We start from the raw sequence: 19,090 nt of genomic DNA on the forward strand, positions 1-19,090 counted from the left end.
GAATCCCGAATTTTTTGCGATTCATGCGCGTTTTACGCGTCTACTTTGAGTTTACACGAAAACAATGCGCAGAAACAGCGTCTGGAAAGTCATATTTTTGAATCAGCAAAAAAACTTCCTGTCTTCAAAGGAGACGCGCCATGGGTCCTTTCCCGCACAACGCCCCGAAATCAGTGATCAGTGAAGAAAACCCCGCCGGAACCGACGGGTTTGAATTCGTTGAATTTGCCCATCCCGAACCGCAAGAACTGCGCGATCTGTTCGCCAAGATGGGGTTCGATCTGGTGGCCCGGCACAAGGACAAGCCGCTGGTCGAACTCTGGCAGCAGGGGGATGTCACCTATATCCTGAATGCTGATCCAGAGAGTTTTGCGGACAAGTTCGTGGCCGAACACGGCCCTTGCGCCCCGGCGATGGGGTGGCGCGTGGTCGACGCGCAAAAAGCATATGAACACGCTGTTTCAAAAGGGGCCGAGCCCTATGACGCAGATGACAAAACGATGGATGTTCCTGCTATCAAGGGCATTGGTGGATCGCTGATCTATTTCATCGACCAGTATTACGACACTTCGCCCTACAATCAGGAATTCGAGTGGATCAGGGAATCCAAGCCGCGTGGCGAAGGGTTCTATTATCTCGATCACCTGACCCACAATGTCTACAAGGGTAACATGGACAAGTGGTTCAAGTTCTATGGTGACTTGTTCAACTTCCGTGAAATTCGTTTCTTCGACATTCAGGGCAAGTTCACGGGGCTGTTCAGCCGCGCATTGACATCACCCTGCGGTCGCATCCGAATTCCGATCAACGAAGACCGGGGTGAGACCGGGCAGATCGTGTCGTACCTCAAGAAGTACAAGGGCGAAGGGATTCAACACATCGCTGTGGGCAGCGAGGACATCTATGCCTCAACCGACGCGATTGCAGAGAACGGTTTGAAATTCATGCCCGGACCCAACCGGGCCTATTACGAGATGTCGAAAGATCGTGTGACGGATCATGACGAACCGCTTGATCGCATGATGAAGCACGGCATCCTGATCGACGGTGAAGGGGTTGTGGACGGCGGTGAGACCCGCATTCTGCTTCAGATCTTCTCAAAGACCGTGATCGGCCCGATCTTCTTTGAATTCATCCAGCGCAAAGGCGACGATGGGTTTGGTGAAGGCAATTTCCAGGCTCTGTTCGAATCCATCGAACGCGAGCAGATCGAAAGTGGCGAGATCTCTGCAGCCTGAAACTTACGCGAAACGCCGGGGTAATCTCCGGCGTTTTGACGCTCAACTGCGGGGCATCGAAAGCGTCACGTTACGGCCTTTTTTCTGATACCGCAGTTCGCTATCGCTTATGGCGATGACCTTGCCACCGTCGATGCGGTCTCCAACCTTCAGTTTCTTGTACCGGCCACTGGGCAGGCGGACCAAGGCACGGCGGTTGGCAGGCGTGCCATAAACGCCAATCAGGTTCAGCCTGCGCAGATTGATGGCGTTGTCGATAGTAGCCTGCCGGGCGACCGATGCGGTCGAAGGTATCTTGGGTGCCACGGTCTTGGGTTGAAAAGATTCTGCGTCGTCAGAGTTTTCAACAAGTGCCGCTGTTGATGCCAGAGTGGACGGCTTCGCGACGGTCGGTCTGGCAGCAACCAGTCCAGCCGGTCGCGCCTTAGGTCGGGGAACGCGCATAATGGCCAGCTCGGAAACAGGAACTTCGACCTCTTCTGGGGCTTCCAGGCCTGCAGGGCGCGCTTTGGGTCGTTTTCCGGCAAGTTCCTCCAGCGACTGGCCGCCCAGTTGCTGACGTTCGAAGGTCTCTTCAATGTCGCCGGGGCGCGGTTTGGGGCGCAAACCAGCCAGCCGTTGATCAACTTCTTCAACAACAGGTTCTTCTTCGAACCGCAGCGGTGCCTGAGGCGGCGCTTTGGAAGGGCGGCCCAGGTACACAGTGATCCCTTCGGGATTCAACGCGCCTTCGGGTGTGGGAACAACAAGTCCCCGGTCATCCAGATCGAAACGTGAGCCTGCAACACTGGGTAAATCGTCGCTCTGAAATGGTTCGTCCGTGTCGAAACTTGATGCGGGTGGTAACGCGACAGCATCTGTGGACAGATCAGACTTGTCGATGGATGTCAGGTACAGGTCTTCATGCTCAGCGATTTCCGGTTCTTGCAGAGGTGCAGGGGGTGATACGTCAATGCCAGTCTCAGCAAGGATTTCTTTTGGGGCGTCGGGGTCTTGAGCAATGGGTTCGACCGGTGTCGGAGCAACCTTGAGCGCCTCAAGGATCGCCGCGTCCGTAGGTGACAACTCTGGCTGTGCCTCAGCCTCCTCCGCTGGTGGTTCGGGGGGCGTGTTTTGCTGGGCGTCGGCAGCTGCCACCTCAGGGTCTGGCTCAGGGGCGACCTCGGGGTTTGGTGCATCTGAATTCAGCTCAGCCTGCTCTGACGTTTCCTCTGACGATTCGGGAAGGAAGGTTTGTTTTGGCTGGACGACCGCGATCTCTGGCTCCGGCTCTGGAGAGGCCTCGGGCGATGAGACTTCCGGTGCAGTGGGACTCAGTTCAGCCTGCTCTGGTTGATCTGTGGGTCCAGAAGCCAACCATGCGCCAAAAACTCCGCTCAGAAGAACTACGGCAGCAAAAGCTGGGATGGCATGCCGCTTGGAGGCAGGGCTTGAGGTGGCATGTGCTGCAGGGGACGTGTCAGGCGCTCGAAATGTTTCCGGCGCAACTGTGCCCGCAATAGGATGAGCGGGCAGGCCGGGGGTGTCTGCCTCATCGTGCGAATCCGCTTCATCGGGCTCTGAAGTCAGTGTTGCATGCGGCTGATCCACAAGTGGCTGATCAGGTTGCTCTGTAAACACCGGCTCGCGCGGGAAAGACCCAGCGCTTTCTTCGGCGCTGAACAGTGTCGGCACAAATCCATGGCCTGCGGCAAAGCTTCGCGCTTCGGCCAAAGTCTCATTGGCGACTACAGCGACATGGGTTGTGCTGCCGATTGTTTGGCTGTCGTAGCTGAGATCAGACAGGGCATACGGGGTCGCATCGGCCAATGCAGCCTCAATACGTGCCTCTCGCTCGTCGGGCGGTAACTCTCCGGTTTCGACGTCCAGAAAGCGCACCTGATCTGCTGGCAATACGACTTTGCAACTCAGATCGTTTTCCAGCGCAAAGGCCTTTTCCCGCAACGCCTGCATTTGTTCGGGCAGGTCCTCAGCATCCAGCGGAATCGAGCCGACAACATACCAATCGTCATCCGATTGGTGATGCAGAGTTATTCCGGTTGTAGAAAAAGAAAGCGCAAAGGCGGGTTTCATAATCCGGAGGAACCATAATTATCATCGTCAATGCAAACGACTTTGCGTTCGCAGACCGACATTAAAGCAGGAACCCGCCGAGGGAAAGAAAAAGGCTGGGTCTGCTCTTGTATGGCGACGGTCCGCTAACCCATCTTAAAGTAGAACAAATTGGAGTGATAACCTTGAAGACATTCGCTTTTCTGGCCGCGATGATGGCAGCAACAGCCGCAGGCGCAGCCCATGCGGAAGAACGTCGCATCACCGTGGACGCCAGCGGGACGGTGCAAATCGCGCCGGATATGGCGACGATTACCTTGGGTGTAACAAACGAAAATGCCGAGGCCGGGGCGGCCATGCAGGCGACCTCGGACGCGGTTGCCAAAGTCCTTGCGCGGCTGGCCGATATGGGCATCGAAGACCGGGACGTTCAAACCCGAGATTTGTCGCTGTCACCAGTTTGGTCGGGACGGCATGGGCAGAATGGCGAAAAGCCCGAAATTACAGGGTTCACCGCGTCGAACCGGGTTTTTGTGCGGGTTCGCGATCTGACACAGTTGGGGACGATCATGGATGTGGTCATTCAGGACGGTGCCAATGATTTCGGCGGGCTGAGCTTTGGTGTGCAGGATCCCAAACCGCTTGTGGCGCAGGCCCGTGCGCAAGCCGTAGGAGAAGCCACCGCCAAGGCCGAGCAGTTGGCGCAGGCGGCCGGTGTCACGCTTGGCGCGGTCCAGACAATCTCGGAACGTGTGGCTGGTGTCCGCCCGATGGCCGAGATGCGCGCCATGAGCATGGCTGATGCGGGCGGGGTCCCTGTTGCAGGCGGAGAGGTTTCAGTCTCGGTCAGTGTCTCGATGGAATTCGAGATTTCGGACTAAGATAGTGCCTTCGCACGGGCCATCAGCGGTTTGCGTTGTTGGCCTGCTGCATCGAAATTGTCCGGTGAAAGCCAGGCTTCGAACGCATCCCGAATGCGCGGCCATTCGCTATCAATAATCGAATACCACGCAGTATCACGGTTGCGTCCTTTGTAATGGGTCGCTTGCCTGAAAATCCCTTCAAAGCTAAAGCCCAGCCGCTCTGCCGCACGGCACGATGGCGCATTGAGTGCGTCGCATTTCCATTCATAGCGGCGATAGCCCAATTCATCGAACACCCGCTTCATCATCAGATACATGACTTCGGTGGATTGTGGTTTGCGCTGAAGCAGAGGTGAGAAGTGGATATGCCCCACCTCAATTGCGCCTGCAGCGGGCTCGATCCGCAGGTATGAGGCCATGCCGACCGGTACGCCTTCGCCGTCCAGAACGGTGTGAAACATCGGGTCCGCATCCATGCAGGTGGCGCGGGCCCAATTTACGAATGCAGGCTCGTTGTCGAAAGGGCCGTAGGGCAGGTAGGTCCAGTTGCGACCATCCCTGTCATTGGCAAACGCCCGGAAAAGTCCGGGCGCATGCCTGTTCACGTCCAAAGGCACGACAGAACAGTACCGTCCTTCCATCGGAGTATACGGCGGGGTCGGGCGTGGAAACTCGCCCGAAACCGGCAGGCCGATGGGCTGGCCAAGGTCGTTAGTGTCGTGCCCGGCCATCGTCAGGCGCTGGCCTTGGACAGGGCCTGATCCAGATCGGCGATCAGGTCGTTTGCGTCCTCAATCCCGATGGATACGCGCACAACACCCGGACCTGCACCTGCAGCTTCTTGTTGTTCCGGCGTCAACTGACGGTGGGTGGTCGAGGCCGAGTGGATGATCAACGAGCGCGCATCGCCCAGATTGGCCACATGGCTGAAGATTTCCAGCGCGTTGACCAGCTTGATGCAGGCGTCATAGCCACCTTTGACGGCAAAGGTGAACAGCGCACCGGCACCGCGTTTGTATTGCGACTTGACCCGGTCGTGATAGGGCGACGAGGGCAGACCCGCATAGGTGACATATTCCACGCGGTCATCCGCTTCCAGCCAGGCCGCGATCTTCTGGGCATTATCCACGTGACGCTCCATCCGCAGTGACAGGGTTTCGATCCCCATCAGCGTATAATGCGCGGCTTGCGGGTTCATGGTCATGCCCAGATCGCGCAGACCGATGGCGATGCCGTGGAAGGTGAACGCCAGCGGGCCAAATGTTTCGTGGAACTTCAGCCCGTGATAGGCCAGCTCCGGTTCGCTGAGCGAGGGGAACTTGTCATTTGCCGACCAATCGAACTTGCCCGAATCCACGACGCACCCACCGGTGACAGTTCCGTTGCCGGTCAGATACTTGGTGGTCGAGTGCACAACCAGTGTCGCACCGTGTTCAATGGGACGGCACAGGTAGGGCGTGGCCGAGGTGTTGTCGACGATCAGCGGAATGCCAGCTGCATCAGCTACGTCCGCCAAGGCACGGATATCGGTGACATAACCGCCTGGGTTGGCAATGGATTCGCAGAATACAGCACGGGTGTTTTCGTCGATTGCGTCCTTCACCGCGTCCAGATCATCTGTATCGACAAACTTGGCTGACCAGCCAAAGCGTTTAATGGTTTGGCTGAATTGCGTGACCGTTCCACCGTACAAACGGGTCGAGGCGACAACGTTGCAGCCCGGGCCCATCAAGGGGAATAGCGCCATGATCTGTGCCGCGTGACCAGATGAGCAGCACACGGCCCCAACACCGCCCTCAAGCGTGGCCACGCGTTCCTGCAACACCGCGACGGTTGGGTTGGTCAGGCGCGAATAGATAAAGCCCACTTCTTGTAGGTTGAACAGGGCCGCCGCATGGTCGGCGTCGCGAAAGACATAGGCCGTGGTCTGATAGATCGGTGTCTGGCGCGCTCCGGTCGCCGGGTCGGGGCGGGCGCCCGCGTGAATCTGCAGCGTGTCGAAACCGTAGGTGGGGCCGTCAGACATCTTGAAAATCTCCTGTTGGAATTTGTGTTGCTGAATCTTTAGGTGAATGCGCGCTTGCGCACAACGATCCTGTCAGCGCAGCCACAACCCTTTGCTTTTGATCGTGTTGCGAATGGCCTGTTCGCGCCGCGGCAGGTTGTTTTGATCAAACAGGGCGCGGATTTTTGCACCTTTTCCCTGAAGGACCAATTTTTTCAGCGGATCATACTGTTTGAGGACCTTCTTGACCTTGTTCGGAGCCACAACGGCCTCCAGAACGTCGATCACATGATCACTTTCGCGGGCGTAGAGCAGTGGGAACAAGCGGTAGTGACAACTGACAGAGCCATCAAGCAGGCCTTCGGGCAGCGCATCCCGACCTCCGCCGAATGAATGTATCACAAGCGGAAGGGCAGCTTGATCCAGCCATGGATCAAGGTTTTGGCCCGTCAGTTCGGGTATGTGTTCATCTCGGATCGCTTTGGCATAGTCCAGATAGCGTTCACCAAAAACCCTCGGGCATTTGTAAAAGAAATAGCCTGCGTTGAAATACAGATACCGCCGCCAGTAATCATGGGGTTGGCTGACATCTAATGAGCTTTCAAAATCCAGCCCGAACCGCTGATACAGCGCCCGCCAGATGCCGTCGAGGCCGGGGCCGTAGAGCGTTGGTTTTGGCCATGTCCCCTCAACCTTCAACGATGCGCCAGGACGGTCGAAGTCAAAGGGTACAGTTGTGATGTCACCGGTGATCAGCGTGTCGGTGTCAAAGAACACAAAGGGCTCATTTTCGGGCAAGGCCAAAAGGGCCTCGATCTTGTTGCCGTATGGGTAGCTTTCGCCAAAGACATGCGAATCAAAGGGAAGAACTTCGGCATCCAATTGCGTCAGCGCTTTGAGAACGTCTTCGTCCTGAATGCTGGGGTTCTGATTCCAACGTGGTCCCGATTTGGGCGTGGCGACAAACAGTTTGCCTTCAAATCGCGGTGAGCTGTGCCGCAATGATGCGGCAAACAGCAGGGCTTCGTATTGCAGGCGATTACTTTGTCCGACAACAGCAATGTTAAATTTCTGTGGATTTGCCTGCATCTGCGCCCGTTCCTGATGAGTGCGCGACCCGGCACCCTTCGTCCCGGAGTACAACACCTGACCCGAACCGTCAAAAGCCGAAAGCTGAATGCACTGCCGGGTAATCTCATTTTTTCAAGGTGGTCATCTGAAACAGCTGAATTGAGCGCTGACCAATGCACAAAGGCCTTTGTCATTGACGGCAGATCAACCGAAAAGGACAAGATATTCGAGAAATGGATCGGTTGCACTTACCGCCTGGTACGCAAACGCCGGCCATCGCGGCGCGCGGGTTTGGACCGAGTCCGATCATCTCATCACAATGACTGAGGTTTCTTAGCCTCAAAATTACACAAAGCCGGAGGAAAACCGGCTTTTTGCCCGGGTTTTTCACTTTTTTGACCTTTTGATAAATTTTACCAATTGATAAAAAAATTTTTTGTGGCAAGCTGAGGTCATAACAAACATATCTACAGGGAGTAGAGTGATGGCACAGGGCCAGATGGCACCCGGCATCGTCGCTGGGCGGCTTTCCAGCGATGAGCTGACCTCGAATTTCACCGATCTGCATCCGCCACTGGCCCCGCATGAGGCCGCCGTTGCCGCTGATCGATGCTATTTCTGCTATGACGCACCATGCGTGACAGCCTGTCCGACGGATATCGATATTCCGTTGTTCATTCGCCAAATTCAGGCGGGGCAGCCACAGTCGGCAGGGCGGACCATTCTGGAACAGAACATTCTGGGCGGCATGTGCGCTCGGGTCTGTCCAACCGAAACGCTCTGTGAAGAAGCCTGTGTGCGCGAGGCTGCAGAAGGCAAGCCGGTTGAGATCGGTAGACTGCAACGTTTTGCGACCGATGACATCATGGCCTCTGGCGCGCACCCATTCGAAAGGGCGGCACCTACGGGCAAGACTGTTGCTGTTGTTGGGGCAGGGCCTGCAGGGCTGGCTTGCGCCCACCGTCTGGCCATGTTGGGCCATGACGTCGTAATCCATGAAAGCAAGCCCAAGCCGGGCGGGCTGAACGAATATGGGATTGCCGCTTATAAATCGACCAATGATTTTGCGCAGGCCGAGGTGGATTGGCTGCTGAAAATCGGCGGGATTGCGATCGAGACCGGATCGGTGCTGGGCGACAGTATCTCGCTGGATGGCCTGCTTGAGAATTACAACGCGGTTTTCCTATCCATCGGCCTGGCTGGGGTGAACGCCCTGCGCGCAGGCGGTGTTGAAAAGGATGGCGTTCGTGCTGCCGTTGATTTCATCTCGGATGTGCGGCAGGCAGATGAACTGGTAAACCTGCCCGTTGGTCGCAACGTTGTCGTCATTGGCGGCGGCATGACAGCGGTAGATGCTGCTGTGAAGTCCAAGTTGCTGGGCGCGGAACATGTCACCATTGCCTACCGTCGCGATCGCGACGCCATGGGCGCCAGCCGGTATGAACAGGACCTTGCCGCCTCGCACGGCGTTCGAATCCTGACCAATGTGCAGCCGGTTGCCGTGCATGGAAACGGAACTGCTGCTGAGATCGAACTGGAATATACCTCCAGCCAGAACGGTCAGCTCACTGGAACCGGCGAGACAATCCGCCTGCCTGCAGATCAGGTGCTCAAAGCCATCGGTCAGACGCTGGATGGCGCGCCTGAAGGGCTGACGCTGGACGGCAATAAGATTGCTGTCAGCGGGGCTGGACGCACCTCAATGTCGGGTGTCTGGGCTGGTGGGGACTGTGCGGCGGGGGGTGAAGACCTGACCGTGACAGCGGTTGCTGAAGGCCGGGATGCAGCGATGGACATCCACGCGACACTCGTTTCGTGATAGAGTGGGGTATTCACCCCATTCCTTTCGCTGCTGAGGTATTCTCATGTCCCAGATCGAACAAGCTGTTGCTCAACACTATACCACCGGTGCCCTGACCGAACGCGTCCGCGCGGCGCTTGAGGCCAGCGGTATTGACCCGGACGCGGCCACCGTTGCTGATCTGAAGGCAGGGGATGAGTTCCACACGGGTGGTGTTCTGGCGACCGATAACCTGTTTGCTCAATTGTCGCCGACCCATGCAACCCGCGTTCTGGATGTGGGGTGCGGTATAGGCGGCACCTCGCGCTATATCGTGAATCGTTATGACTCTTCGGTAATCGGGGTCGATCTGACGCCTGAATTTGTGGAAACGGCCACCGTGTTGAGCGATCTGGTCGGGCATTCGGAAAAGGCCACTTTTCATGTGGGCAGTGCCTTGGACATGCCTGTGCCGGATGCGGGTTTTGACCTTGCAGTCATGATGCATGTGGGCATGAACATCGAAGACAAGGCCGGACTGTTTGCGGAAGTGTCGCGGGTGCTGGCCACGGGCGGAACTTTTGCCTTGTTCGATGTCATGGGCGGAGACGTGGACGAGCCGCTGGCTTTCCCACTCCCTTGGTCCACTTTGCCAGAGACTTCGTTCGTGCACGCGCCGGATGTGTACAAAGACGCAGCAGTGGCGGCGGGGTTGGAACTTGAGACCGAAACCGACCGCACCGATTTCGCGCTTCAGTTCTTCGAAGATGTCTTTGCCAAGATCGCTGAAAGCGGCCCCGCGCCGCTGGGGATCCACCTAATGATGGGCGAGACGGCGCCCGAGAAATTCCAAAACTACGTCACAAACCTCAAATCCGGGCGCATTCGCCCGACCGAAATGATTTTCAAGAAATCCGGCTGAGCCGGGAAGGGAGAAGCTATGGCCGATCTGACGACAAACTTTCTGGGCATTTCCAGCCCCAACCCGTATTGGCTGGCCTCTGCGCCGCCCACCGACAAGGAATACAACGTCCGCCGCGCCTTCGAGGCCGGGTGGGGCGGTGTTGTCTGGAAAACGTTAGGGTCCGAGGGCCCTCCGGTCGTGAACGTGAACGGCCCGCGCTATGGCGCGATATACGGCGCGGATCGGCGGTTGCTTGGTCTTAACAACATAGAATTGATCACGGACCGGCCATTGGAAGTGAACCTCGAGGAAATGGCGCGGGTCAAAGCGGATTACCCGGATCGCGCACTGATCGCTTCGATCATGGTGCCCTGCGAGGAGGAGGCATGGAAGGCCATCCTGCCGCGCGTTGCCGAAACCGGCGCGGATGGGATCGAACTGAACTTTGGCTGCCCGCACGGTATGAGCGAGCGCGGAATGGGCTCGGCTGTGGGACAAGTGCCGGAATACATCGAAATGGTCACACGCTGGTGTAAGCAGTACTACGACCGCCCGGTCATCGTGAAGCTGACGCCGAACATCACCGATATCCGTAAACCTGCAGCTGCGGCAAAGAACGGTGGCGCGGACGCCGTGTCGCTGATCAACACGATCAACTCGATCACCAGCGTCAATCTGGATACGTTCAGCCCCGAACCCTCAATCGACGGCAAGGGCAGCCATGGTGGCTATTGTGGCCCTGCGGTGAAGCCGATTGCACTGTCGATGGTGTCCGAGATCGCGCGGGCCGAGGCCACGCATGGCCTGCCGATTTCCGGTATTGGCGGCGTCACCACATGGCGTGACGCGGCCGAGTTCATCTCGCTGGGCTGCGGCAATGTACAGGTCTGCACGGCTGCGATGACCTATGGCTTTAAAATTATCGACGAACTGACCGCCGGTCTGTCCGAATGGATGGATGAAAAAGGGTACAGCAGCATTGACGAGGTGATCGGTCGTGCCGTGCCCAATGTCACCGACTGGCAGTATCTGAACCTGAATTACATCGCCAAGGCGAAGATCGACCAGGACCAGTGCATCAAATGTGGTCGTTGCTATGCGGCTTGTGAAGATACCAGCCACCAGGCGATTTCGATGTCGGATGATCGCGTGTTCGAAGTGATCGACGAAGAATGCGTGGCGTGTAACCTGTGCGTCGACGTGTGCCCGGTTGAAGACTGTATCTCGATGGTGCCGATGGCACCGGGTGAGGTCGATCCGCGTACAGGCAATGAGGTTCAGCCGACCTACGCAAACTGGACCACGCATCCGAACAACCCGATGGCCAAGGCGGCCGAATGAACCGATTTGGAAAGATCATTACGGGGCCGCTCTTGCGGCCCCTTTTTTCAAGGGGTCAAAAGCTTTCGATACAGCGTGTCCACAAAAGGGTCCGCCCCTTCAAACGGATCCTCTTCCCCCAAGATCGCACGCACCTGAACTTCGAAATCTGCGTAGTGCTGGGTCAGCGCCCAAATCGAAAACATCAGGTGATAGGGGTGCACCCGCGCGATTTTGCCCTGATCCATCCAGCGCGTCAGGATCACGGTTTTTTCGTCAACCAGTTCCTTGAGATCCTTGGACAAAGCCTCGTGGATACGCGGCGCGCCCTGCACCAGTTCATTGGCAAAAAGGCGGCTTTCGCGTGGTAACTCCTGACTCATTTGCAGCTTGCGCCGAATATAGGCCAGGATTTCTTCCATCGGATCGCCATCCTCGTCCAGATCGTGCAAAGGGGCCAGCCAGGTTTCCAGAAGACCCGATAGCAGTTCAGTATGGATCGCCTCTTTCGAAGGGAAATAGTACAGCAGGTTTGGTTTGCTCAGTCCGGCTTCGGCGGCAATCTGATCCACGGTCGATCCGCGAAACCCGTGGGCTGAAAACACGTTCAGGGCGGCCTCGAGGATCGCAGCACGGTTCTTTTTCTGAATGCGAGTCGGTGCGCGGTCTTTCGGCATGTTTTCGGCGTGTCTCTTTTTTCGACTATAGGCGCGGAATTCAGTGAAAATTCAAGCTGTGCCGCGCAATTTCTTGACTGATCTCGAACCCGTGATAGCGTGAGTTTGACCAGATGGTCAAATCAAGACACCAAAAGCGAGCCAAATCGCAAGCAAACAGGGAAGATGAACATGGCAGCTCCGGCGCAGAATCTCAGGATCAATGGCGACAGGTTGTGGGACAGCCTGATGGAGATGGCCAAGATTGGCCCCGGTGTTGCCGGTGGCAACAACCGCCAAACCCTGACGGATGAGGACGCAGAAGGCCGTGCTTTGTTCCAGAAATGGTGCGAGGAAGCTGGTTGCTCCATGGGCTTGGACCAGATGGGCAACATGTTCGCCCACCGTCAAGGGGCGGACCCTGACGCGTTGCCGGTCTATGTCGGTTCGCATCTGGATACGCAGCCGACCGGCGGGAAGTATGACGGTGTCTTGGGTGTTCTGGGGGGGCTCGAGATCATCAGGACCCTCAACGATCTTGGGATCAAAACAAAGCATCCAATCGTGGCGACCAACTGGACCAATGAAGAAGGCACGCGATATGCGCCCGCCATGCTGTCTTCGGGCGTGTTTGCAGGAATGCACACGCAGGATTGGGCGTATGATCGCGAGGATGCCGAGGGCAAAAAGTTTGGGGATGAACTGAACCGCATTGGCTGGCGCGGCGATGAGGAAGTCGGCGCGCGAAAAATGCATGCGTTTTTTGAGCTGCATATCGAACAGGGCCCGATATTGGAGGCCGAGGGCAAGGATATTGGCGTTGTCACGCACGGGCAAGGGCTGAGCTGGACCCAAATCACCGTGACCGGCAAGGATGCCCATACCGGGTCAACCCCGATGCCGATGCGTAAGAACGCGGGCCTTGCGATGGCGCGTATTCTCGAGAAAGTGGACGAGATCGCGTGGTCTCATGCGCCGCACGCAGTGGGAGCGGCTGGTCATATCGATGTCCATCCGAACTCACGTAACGTGATCCCGGGAAAGGCAGTGTTCACGGTCGATTTCCGCTCGCCCGAATTGGATGTGATCACGGACATGGAGAACCGTCTGCGGGTGGCGGCCGAAGACATTGTGGAAGACATGGGCTTGCAGATCGAATTCGAAAAAGTTGGTGGATTCGATCCGGTGAAATTCGATGATAGTTGTGTGTCCGCCGTACGCAACGCGGCCGAGCGGTTGGGATATTCGCATACGGATATCATCTCGGGTGCGGGGCATGACGCCTGTTGGATCAACCGCGTGGCCCCGACCGCGATGATCATGTGCCCATGCGTGGACGGGTTAAGCCATAACGAGGCTGAAGAGATCAGCAAGGAATGGGCTTCGGCTGGGGCGGATGTTCTGTTGCACGCCGTCGTCGAGACGGCTGAAATCGTGGAATAGGGGGCTCTGCCCCCGTCGCCCGATGGGCGACTCCCCCGAGGTATTTTTAGCCAGATGAAGCAAGCGGCGCAGACCGCATCAGGGAGTTTGAAATGAGCACTGTTATCAAGAACGGAACCGTCGTCACTGCGGATTTGTCGTACAAAGCGGACGTGCTGGTCGAAGGTGGTGTGATCACTGAAATCGGAATGGATCTGAAGGGCGACAAGGAGTTGGACGCCACCGGCTGTTATGTGATGCCGGGTGGGATCGATCCTCATACTCACTTGGAGATGCCCTTTATGGGTACGTACTCCAGCGACGATTTCGAAAGCGGCACGCGTGCGGCTTTGGCTGGTGGCACGACAATGGTGGTGGATTTTGCTCTGCCCAACCCCGGTGAAAGTCTGCTGGATGCGTTGAAACGCTGGGACAACAAATCGACGCGGGCGAATTGTGATTATTCGTTCCACATGGCGGTCACCTGGTGGGGCGAGCAGGTGTTCAACGACATCAAGACTGTGATTGAGACGCGGGGCATCAATACGTTCAAGCATTTCATGGCCTATAAAGGCGCGCTGATGGTGAATGATGATGAGCTGTTTGCGTCGTTCAAGCGTCTGGCCGAATTGGGTGGAACCGCAATGGTTCATGCCGAAAACGGCGACGTTGTGGCCGAGTTGAGCGCCAAGCTGTTGGCTGAGGGCAATACAGGACCCGAAGCGCACGCCTATTCCCGTCCGCCGCAGGTTGAGGGTGAGGCCACCAATCGGGCCATCATGATTGCTGATATGGCCGGGGTTCCGCTTTATGTGGTGCATACTTCTTGCGAAGAGGCACATGAGGCTATTCGGCGCGCCAAGATGCAGGGCAAGCGGGTGTGGGGCGAGCCACTGATCCAACATCTGACCCTGGATGAGAGCGAGTATTTCCACCACGATTGGGAGCACGCCGCGCGGCGGGTCATGAGCCCTCCGTTCCGTAACAAACAACATCAGGACAGCCTGTGGAACGGTTTGCAATCTGGAACGCTGAGCGTTGTTGCGACGGACCATTGTGCGTTTACGACTGAGCAAAAACGTTATGGCGTAGGGGATTTCACCAAGATTCCGAACGGGACCGGAGGGTTGGAAGACCGAATGCCCATGCTGTGGACCTATGGTGTGAATACGGGACGACTGACGCCGAACGAATTTGTCGCTGTTACATCAACAAACATCGCCAAGATATTGAATTGCTACCCTAAAAAGGGTGCGGTTCTGGTCGGCGCTGATGCTGATCTGGTGGTTTGGGATCCAAACAAGGCCAAGGTGATTTCGGCTGAGACGCAGCAATCATCGATCGACTACAACGTCTTTGAGGGTAAGGAAGTGCGCGGGTTGCCGCGGTTCACGCTGACCCGTGGTGCGGTAGCGGTGCATGATGGAGAGATCAGGACTCAGGAAGGTCACGGGAAGTTTGTGGCGCGTGACGCCAACACCCATGTCCATAAGGCTCTGAGCACCTGGAAAGAGCTGACGGCACCACGGCCCGTTGAGCGGACGGGTATACCGGCCACCGGTGTTTGATCTGTTTGGGCCGCTTTGCAGGCGGCCCTGACACCACTCTTTTCAAGGCAAAGTAATGAACACTGAAAGCACGACCCAGCCCGTCATCCAGGCAAGGCAGCTGGACCTGACGTTCCAGACCAACGATGGGCCAGTTCACGCGCTCAAGGACGTGAACCTGACAATCGACAAGGGTGACTTTGTCAGTTTTATCGGGCCGTCCGGATGCGGCAAAACCACGTTTCTACGCTGTATCGCGGCATTGGAAACACCTACGGGTGGCACGCTGACTGTAAATGACATGACCCCCGATGAGGCGCGTCGGAAACGGGCTTATGGGTATGTGTTTCAGGCGGCGGGTTTGTATCCGTGGCGTACCATTTCCAAGAACATCAAGTTGCCGCTTGAGATCATGGGATATTCCGCCGCCGAACAGGATGAGAGGGTGAATAAAGTCCTGGAACTCGTTGATCTTGCTGGCTTTGGGGGGAAGTTTCCCTGGCAACTATCCGGTGGGATGCAGCAACGCGCAAGCATCGCGCGGGCCTTGGCATTCGATGCCGACATCCTGCTGATGGACGAGCCGTTCGGCGCGTTGGATGAGATTGTGCGCGATCACCTGAATGAACAGCTTTTGGCGCTGTGGGCGCGGACCGAGAAGACAATTGGCTTCGTGACACACTCGATCCCCGAGGCGGTGTATCTTAGTACCAAGATTGTGGTCATGAGCCCAAGACCGGGGCGGATCACGGATGTAATCGATAGCCCTTTACCCAGAGAACGGCCATTGGACATTCGTGACACGCCGGAATTCATCGAGGTCGCGCATCGCGTGAGGGATGGGCTGCGGGCGGGGCATTCCTATGACGACTGAACTGAACGCAGATAAGATCAGACGCGCCGTGCCAAGTGACGTCAAGTCCTGCGCCAAGGTCGTTCACGACTGGGCGACGCAAACAGATTGGATGCCCGAGGAATTGCCGGTGGAAGAACTGGCGAACCTGATCCGGGATGCATTCGAAAGTCGTGAGATCTGGGTCGCCGGTGATCCGGTCGATTGCTATATGTCGGTTGATCCCGAGCAGCAGAAGATTGGCGCGCTGTATTGCAGCCGAACGGGGCAAGGCATCGGCAAGCGGTTCATCGATATCGCCAAAGAGGGAAGAGGGTTTCTTTGGCTGACGACCCACAGGCCCAACACCGCGGCGCAGCGCTTTTATCGCCGCGAAGGGTTTGAAGTGACCGCAGAGGAGCCTCCGGTACCGCCAGACACTGTGCCCGTCTATCGCATGGAGTGGCACGCATGAAGCAGGTCGTTGCCATACTCACAGTTGTCGCTGCAATCGCCCTGATTTGGTACGCGGCTTGTGTTCCGATGAATATCAAAGGTGTTCTGAGTGAGCTTGAGCGTGGCGGGGCCGAGGTTCAGCCGCCCACTGCAAGCGCGCGCCGCGACTTGGGCGAGTTTGGGCTGGTGGTAAACAACACGTTTGCGATCTCCGCCGCGTGGGAACAGAAAAAACCCCGTTTGCCTTCGCCCCATCAGGTCGTGATTGAATTGTGGGAAACGACTGTCGAGAAGAAAATCACCTCGAAACGATCGTTGATCTATCATGGTTGGGTGACGCTCAGCGCGACGATGCTTGGCTTTGTGATCGGCACGGGGTTGGGCATCTTGCTGGCTGTGGGGATCGTTCATAGCCGCGTGATGGATTTGTCTGTCATGCCATGGGCCATTGTGAGCCAGACGATCCCCATTATTGCACTGGCACCAATGATCATTGTTGTCCTGTATTCGGTTGGCGTTCAGGGGATAATCCCCAAGGCCATCATATCGGCTTACCTTAGCTTTTTCCCGGTTGTCGTTGGTATGGTCAAAGGGCTGCGCAGCCCCGATGCGATGCAACTGGACCTGTTGCAAACCTATAATGCCAGCCGGTCGCAAGGCTTTTGGAAACTGCGCTTGCCTGCGTCGATGCCTTACCTTTTCACGTCGTTGAAAATCGGTATCGCGGCGTCTTTGGTCGGCGCAATCGTGGGGGAACTGCCGACAGGGGCCGTCGCCGGGCTGGGTGCTCGTTTGCTGGCTGGCAGTTACTATGGCCAGACGGTGCAGATTTGGTCGGCCTTGTTCGCGGCCGCCATTCTGGCTGCCTGTCTGGTTGGATTGCTCGGATTGGTTGAGCGGATGGTCCTGAAGCGGATGGGGATGGCGCAATGATGTTGGTTATCTTTGCTCTGCTGCTGTGGGCTTTTGGCTGGTGGTTGAACAGCCGCCTGGCCAGTGGACCTCAGGCGGACAGTCGGATCGTACGCTTTCTGGCGCCGGTGATTTTCGGGTTGACCGTCGTAGGTGCGTGGGAGCTGTTGGTGCGCGGACTAGAGGTTCCGTTGGTCATCCTGCCAGCACCTTCCGCCATCGCGCTGCGCTTTGCCGGTAGCCTTGACATTCTGTGGGCGGATTTTGTTCAGACAATTCTGAAAGGTGCGCTCAGCGGATATGTCATCGGCTGTGGATCGGCATTTCTTATGGCCATTGCTGTGGATCGGTGGGACTTCCTGCGCCTCGGTCTTTTGCCTGTGGGGAATTTCGTAGCAGCTCTACCCATCGTTGGAACGGCGCCGATCCTGGTCATGTGGTTCGGGTTTGATTGGCATTCCAAAGCGGCGGTGGTCGTTGTGATGGTGTTCTTTCCGATGCTGGTCAACACCGTGGCCGGGTTGCGTGAAGCCACGGCGATGCAGCGCGATCTGATGGAGACTTATGCCGCAACCTATTGGCAGAGTTTTGTGAAACTGCGTTTGCCTGCGGCGATGCCTTTCATTTTCAATGGGTTGAAGATTTCAACAACTTTGGCTTTGATCGGAGCCATTGTGGCAGAGTTCTTTGGCTCGCCAATCGTGGGGATGGGCTTTCGGATTTCTACCAGCGTAGGCCAGCTGTCGCTTGATATGGTCTGGGCCGAGATCGTGGTGGCAGCGCTTGCCGGCACCGCCTTTTATGGCCTCGTCGCAGGCATCGAGAAGGTCGTGACGTTTTGGCATCCGTCACAACGTGGATAAGAAAAGGAATAATTCAACAGACCTCGAAAACGGGGCAACCAAAAGCAACTAGGAGATAAAAAGATGAACAAGCTACTTAGCGGGGCGGTTGCCGCCTTCAGTTTGGCAGCCAGTACGGCGCTTGCGGCGGACGAAGTGACGTTGCAGTTGAAATGGGTCGGGCAGGCGCAATTTGCTGGCTACTTTGTAGCAGAAGCGAAAGGTTTCTACGACGAAGAAGGGCTTGATGTCACAATCAAACCGGGCGGTCCGGACATCGCACCGGAACAGGTTATTGCTGGAGGTGGTGCCGACGTCATCACCACTTGGATGGCCGCTGGTTTGGCTGCGCGTGAACGCGGTGTTCCGCTGGTAAACATTGCACAGCCGTTCAAAACCGGAGGGCTTCAGGTCAACTGCCTGAAGTCCACCGGCGTTGAAACGCCCGAGGATTTCCCCGGCCGCACCATGGGTGTTTGGTTCTTTGGCAATGAGTATCCCTTCTATGCTTGGATGGCGTCCTTGGGCATCGAAACGGATGGCGCGGACGAGAACGGGGTTACTGTTCTAAAACAGGCGTTTTCCGCAGATCCCCTGATTCAGGGGCAGGCGGATTGCATCTCCACCATGACGTACAACGAGTACCGCCAGATCCTTCAGGCCGGTATCACGCCCGAAGAGCTGGTGACTTTCAACTATCTTCAGATGGGTTTTGGGATGCTCGAGGACGGCCTGTATGTCATGGAAGAGAACCTGAGTGATCCTGAATTTGTCGACAAGATGGAACGGTTCGTTCGTGCCTCGATGAAGGGCTGGAAATATGCAGCTGAAAATCAGGAAGAGGCCGCTGAAATCGTGCTGGAATTCGATGAGACCGGCGCGCAGGAGCTGGACCATCAGGTTTACATGATGGGTGAGGTCGCAAAACTGATTGAAGGATCAGACGGTGCGCTGGATCCGGCTGACTACGAGCAGACAGTGAAAACACTGCTCTCGGCCGTTTCTGCAGAGAACCCGGCAATTACCAAGCAGCCCGAAGGTGCCTGGACGCACCAGATCACGGATGCAGCCTTGAACTGATCCAAGTTGTCAATCCGAACAATTTCAACGCGGTCCCGATTGGGGCCGCGTTTCATATTTCCTATGCCGGATTTGTGTCTGTACTCATTCGAAAAACAGAGTAGTATTTA

At 56.8% G+C, this 19,090-nt stretch carries 17 protein-coding genes; 12 read left to right on the forward strand and 5 right to left on the reverse strand.

What is annotated here, in order from left to right; all coding sequences use genetic code 11:
- Nucleotides 1-140: 140 nt before the first annotated feature.
- The gene (gene hppD, locus GOV89_RS03000) at nt 141-1,238 is read left to right on the forward strand and encodes a 4-hydroxyphenylpyruvate dioxygenase (RefSeq protein WP_171237415.1); all 1,098 of its coding nucleotides are present in this window, start codon (nt 141-143) and stop codon (nt 1,236-1,238) included.
- 42 nt (nt 1,239-1,280) lie between these two features.
- Here the strand turns inward: hppD and GOV89_RS03005 are convergent, their stop codons facing one another.
- Entirely contained in the window at nt 1,281-3,311 is a 2,031-nt protein-coding gene (locus GOV89_RS03005) for a hypothetical protein (protein WP_171237416.1), read from the reverse strand.
- A 155-nt stretch (nt 3,312-3,466) separates the two neighbouring features.
- Between GOV89_RS03005 and GOV89_RS03010 the strand changes: the two genes are divergently transcribed.
- A complete protein-coding gene (locus tag GOV89_RS03010) occupies nt 3,467-4,171 on the forward strand; it encodes an SIMPL domain-containing protein (protein ID WP_371810596.1) in 705 nt (234 codons plus the stop codon).
- Here GOV89_RS03010 and GOV89_RS03015 read toward each other — a convergent pair.
- The 3 genes from GOV89_RS03015 to GOV89_RS03025 form a co-directional block, all read right to left on the reverse strand.
- A complete protein-coding gene (locus GOV89_RS03015) occupies nt 4,168-4,884 on the reverse strand; it encodes a GNAT family N-acetyltransferase (RefSeq protein ID WP_171237418.1) in 717 nt (238 codons plus the stop codon). The two genes, GOV89_RS03010 and GOV89_RS03015, sit on opposite strands and share 4 nt — an antisense overlap.
- Before the next feature lie 2 nt (nt 4,885-4,886).
- Nucleotides 4,887-6,179, reverse strand: coding sequence for an O-acetylhomoserine aminocarboxypropyltransferase/cysteine synthase family protein (locus GOV89_RS03020; protein WP_171237419.1), 1,293 nt, complete (start codon nt 6,177-6,179; stop codon nt 4,887-4,889).
- Nucleotides 6,180-6,251: 72 nt separating this feature from the next.
- Nucleotides 6,252-7,247, reverse strand: coding sequence for a hypothetical protein (locus GOV89_RS03025; RefSeq protein WP_171237420.1), 996 nt, complete (start codon nt 7,245-7,247; stop codon nt 6,252-6,254).
- 466 nt (nt 7,248-7,713) lie between these two features.
- Here GOV89_RS03025 and GOV89_RS03030 point away from each other — a divergent pair, with 466 nt between their 5' ends.
- From GOV89_RS03030 to preA, 3 genes are read left to right on the forward strand one after another with little or no spacing between them, the layout of a single operon-like run.
- Nucleotides 7,714-9,048 carry an NAD(P)-dependent oxidoreductase gene (locus GOV89_RS03030; RefSeq protein WP_171234075.1) on the forward strand — a complete coding sequence of 445 codons (1,335 nt, stop codon included), beginning with the start codon at nt 7,714-7,716 and terminating at the stop codon, nt 9,046-9,048.
- A gap of 46 nt (nt 9,049-9,094) precedes the next feature.
- A complete protein-coding gene (locus tag GOV89_RS03035) occupies nt 9,095-9,931 on the forward strand; it encodes a methyltransferase domain-containing protein (protein ID WP_171237421.1) in 837 nt (278 codons plus the stop codon).
- Nucleotides 9,932-9,949: 18 nt separating this feature from the next.
- Entirely contained in the window at nt 9,950-11,254 is a 1,305-nt protein-coding gene (gene preA / locus GOV89_RS03040; protein ID WP_171237422.1) for an NAD-dependent dihydropyrimidine dehydrogenase subunit PreA, read from the forward strand.
- 47 nt (nt 11,255-11,301) lie between these two features.
- Here the strand turns inward: preA and GOV89_RS03045 are convergent, their stop codons facing one another.
- Entirely contained in the window at nt 11,302-11,910 is a 609-nt protein-coding gene (locus tag GOV89_RS03045; protein ID WP_171174593.1) for a TetR family transcriptional regulator C-terminal domain-containing protein, read from the reverse strand.
- A 171-nt stretch (nt 11,911-12,081) separates the two neighbouring features.
- On the opposite strand from GOV89_RS03045, the gene GOV89_RS03050 reads away from it, so the two are divergent.
- From GOV89_RS03050 to GOV89_RS03080, 7 genes are all read left to right on the forward strand, one after another.
- Nucleotides 12,082-13,332, forward strand: a complete 1,251-nt coding sequence (locus GOV89_RS03050; RefSeq protein ID WP_171237423.1) for a Zn-dependent hydrolase — start codon at nt 12,082-12,084, stop codon at nt 13,330-13,332.
- 92 nt (nt 13,333-13,424) lie between these two features.
- On the forward strand, nt 13,425-14,879 hold the full coding sequence (gene hydA / locus GOV89_RS03055) for a dihydropyrimidinase (RefSeq protein WP_171174589.1): 1,455 nt from the start codon (nt 13,425-13,427) through the stop codon (nt 14,877-14,879).
- 55 nt (nt 14,880-14,934) lie between these two features.
- Nucleotides 14,935-15,732, forward strand: coding sequence for an ABC transporter ATP-binding protein (locus tag GOV89_RS03060; RefSeq protein WP_171237424.1), 798 nt, complete (start codon nt 14,935-14,937; stop codon nt 15,730-15,732).
- Nucleotides 15,722-16,165: a GNAT family N-acetyltransferase gene (locus GOV89_RS03065; protein WP_171234082.1), complete on the forward strand. Its 444-nt coding sequence runs from the start codon at nt 15,722-15,724 to the stop codon at nt 16,163-16,165. The genes GOV89_RS03060 and GOV89_RS03065 overlap by 11 nt, the downstream gene beginning before the upstream one ends.
- A complete protein-coding gene (locus GOV89_RS03070; RefSeq protein ID WP_171237425.1) occupies nt 16,162-17,079 on the forward strand; it encodes an ABC transporter permease in 918 nt (305 codons plus the stop codon). The genes GOV89_RS03065 and GOV89_RS03070 overlap by 4 nt, the downstream gene beginning before the upstream one ends.
- Nucleotides 17,076-17,921, forward strand: a complete 846-nt coding sequence (locus GOV89_RS03075; protein ID WP_171174581.1) for an ABC transporter permease — start codon at nt 17,076-17,078, stop codon at nt 17,919-17,921. The genes GOV89_RS03070 and GOV89_RS03075 overlap by 4 nt, the downstream gene beginning before the upstream one ends.
- A 63-nt stretch (nt 17,922-17,984) precedes the next feature.
- Nucleotides 17,985-18,980: an ABC transporter substrate-binding protein gene (locus GOV89_RS03080; protein WP_171237426.1), complete on the forward strand. Its 996-nt coding sequence runs from the start codon at nt 17,985-17,987 to the stop codon at nt 18,978-18,980.
- Nucleotides 18,981-19,090 lie beyond the last annotated feature (110 nt).

Source organism: Ruegeria sp. HKCCA5763 (assembly GCF_013034545.1).
Taxonomy (GTDB): domain Bacteria; phylum Pseudomonadota; class Alphaproteobacteria; order Rhodobacterales; family Rhodobacteraceae; genus Ruegeria.